Source organism: Limnothrix sp. FACHB-406 (assembly GCF_014698235.1).
In the GTDB taxonomy this organism is placed as follows: domain Bacteria; phylum Cyanobacteriota; class Cyanobacteriia; order CACIAM-69d; family CACIAM-69d; genus CACIAM-69d.
This window is the reverse complement of record NZ_JACJSP010000038.1, coordinates 1-2,690: the sequence shown is the minus strand read 5'-3', so window position 1 is coordinate 2,690 and position 2,690 is coordinate 1. Positions and strand designations below refer to the sequence as shown.

The following is a 2,690-nucleotide window of genomic DNA, read 5'->3' as shown; positions in this document are numbered from 1 at the left end:
CGATTGCAGATCAGCAAGGTTCGACACAAGACGAATCTTGTCAGCCATAATATTCAAGCTCCCAAGTTGCTTAACGGTTTTGGGGGTACGGCGGTTAGGTGCTACCAACACCTAGCCGCCACTTTTTTTGAGAAAGATTGGAGTAGTCAGAATGGCGAGGCGCATACGCGAGGCTCTCCGTTCTGACTGACTGAAACCAACAGAAACCAGCGAGGCGCATACGCGAGGCTCTCTGATCTTTGCTGGCTGTTACGCACTGGTCGCAGGTTGCTCCTCAGCAGAGCCTGGTAGTAAAGAAACTAACCGATTTAAAGTGTGATGTCAACCCCGTAAATAAGCTGTAACAGGTTTTGCAATTTATCCTTTCCTACCTTGGCATTCTTCCGCCACTGATCGACTTGCTCTCTGATTGACTCAAAATCTGTAACAGGTTTTTTCTCTGGCAACACCTCACCGTTTCGATATGCATCACAGATCGCCTCGACCTGTTCCAACACTGGATCAGGGACACGCACGACAGTCGTTTCGTAGGGTGCGCGTTTGCCCCTACCACCTTTAGGCTTATTCACTCCCTTAACCTGTAACTGGTTTATGACAACTATCCTAATAACCAGTTACAGGTTTGTCAAGGCATCTCTTTAGTTAATCCTCCAGTGGAATTAGAAATTAATCACGCATGGTGTAGCGGCTGATATCGCGCCGCCACTGATACCAGAACGCTACGTCATCGTTATCTGGCTCATCTGGCACATCCTCAAGGTGAATCAAATCCTCAGGCTCATCCTCTCGGATGTGGTCGCGCAACGCCCCACCGACTGATACAGTTCGTACCCGTCTCATCTGTTTAAACAGTTCGTTGAACCACTCAGGGTCATCGTAGAGATTGGAACTCTTTGCGCCTTTAACGTGATAGGCGAGAGTGGACAGGACAGCCTCAGTCAACCCGTCAGAGTTTGGATCGTCAGGGTTAACCGCTTTAGGTTTCACTGCCTTGACGTTGACGCTCGGTTCATAGCTAGCTCTCAGTGACTCACGCCACATCTCGCGCCATTGAGCTTGCTTGAGGTAATTCTGTCCGCTGAAGTAACTGGCTGGAACCAGCAACATCGCGTGGAAGTGGGGGTGCGCGAAGTCTGGGCGCTGAGTTTCGCGAGTCACCTCCAGGGCGCGAAAGTAACCCAACGCTGGCCAAGTCTTGCGATTGCGTAGCCGATTCCAGGCCGTGTTCATGTTCGCGATCGCACTGCCAAGTTCTCCGATCGGGACATTGGCCACCGTCAGGGTCACAAACAGCCAACGAGCTGTAGGGTAAGCCTCTCGGATCTTAGGGACTGCTTTAAAAAACCGACCGCGCCACGCCAATTGTTTTCTCCAGCTACAGACAGGACAGAGGTTGACTCGACAGAACCGCGCGTCAGTCAGCTTGTGCCGAAACGTACCACACTCATCCGTTTCGGCTGTTGGCGCGAGACTGAAACGCAGCCAGCGACTGCAATCAAGAACCCGATCTGAGTATTGAGAGAGGTCAGGGTCAACCCTGAAAAGTTCAGCGACTCGATCTGCGCGAGCCTTAAGGAGATCCCAGGGCTTGTCAGAAGGCGAAACATCCGTAAGATGGATTACAGCCGGTTCAGCCACCTCTATGGCGGCTTGAGCGCTAGGCATTTTGAAAATCCCCGTTATTTGGTTGCAGTGTGGTAGCTCAACCGTAGCGGGGATTTTTGATGCGGTCAAGTGCCTAAAATGCTTTTATCGCAAAGATTTCAGGCTTTTTGGAGCCGCTTGGGTAAAGCCTAATATATATCAAGACAAGGAAAAACGGGTCTCAGGACAGGGGCGATGTGCCAGTTCAGAGCAACGGTCTAGGGGCGATTCAGGCAGCGTTTTTCTAGACGTTTTCATTTCGGCCTAGGCGGAAATGAAAAGGTGCAAAAAAAGTTCGACAGTTTCGACCGCGAGGGCGATCGCACTCAGCAGCGGTGACAGTGTGCCAGTTGAGATGACAGCTAAACGGAAACACTGACGGGCTGGCGCGAGTAGGGTAGCCAAAGGGGTATATATCTGTACAAAAACAAAATCGTGAATCTTGGGGTGTCGGGTGAGCTGTCGGCCAGGGTGTCTACTGTCGGGCAACTGTCGGGCTTGAAGCCCCTGTCTTGACAGCACGACACCGTGCAACTAGCGGTGTCTATCGCAGGCTAGAAGGGCGGTAGACACCGGTTGACACCCTGGTAGACGTTGACAGGCAGTAGACGGCTGATAGACGGTCAGTAGACGGTCAGTAGACACCCCAAAAACAGATCGCCCGCCAAGAGTTTCGTAACCTCCTGGCGGGCTGGTTTAGGTTTTCTCCAGTGCGTGTTCTGGTAGCTACATCGAGACGGTGGCGATCGCAGTAGCGGTTACGGTTGCACCTGGCGCACTGGTCAAAACCTTCTTAGCTTTCCGTTGGGCACGGTGCGACTCATCGAGCACGACCGATACGGACTCATAGATCAGGTTGAAGTCCTCAACCGCGTCATCGTCTGTCCGGTTCATGAACTCGCCTAGCGGGACAGACAGCAAATCAAGCCGAACTTGCTCAATTACCGATTGCAGATCAGCAAGGTTCGACACAAGACGAATCTTGTCAGCCATAATATTCAAGCTCCCAAGTTGCTTAACGGTTTTGGGGGTACGGCGGTTAGGTG

The 2,690-nt window shown here is 52.0% G+C and carries 3 protein-coding genes; all 3 read right to left on the bottom strand.

The features are described 5' to 3' along the window. Positions 1-308: 308 nt before the first annotated feature. Complete coding sequence (locus H6G53_RS18490) at positions 309-569, bottom strand: hypothetical protein (protein ID WP_190535581.1); 261 nt, start codon at positions 567-569, stop codon at positions 309-311. Between the two features lie 97 nt (positions 570-666). Continuing rightward, positions 667-1,665 (bottom strand): protein rep, encoded by a 999-nt coding sequence (locus H6G53_RS18485; protein WP_242037347.1) that lies wholly within the window; start codon positions 1,663-1,665, stop codon positions 667-669. 705 nt (positions 1,666-2,370) lie between these two features. Next, positions 2,371-2,690: hypothetical protein (locus H6G53_RS18610; RefSeq protein ID WP_206754516.1), on the bottom strand; the 320-nt coding region annotated here is incomplete at its 5' end.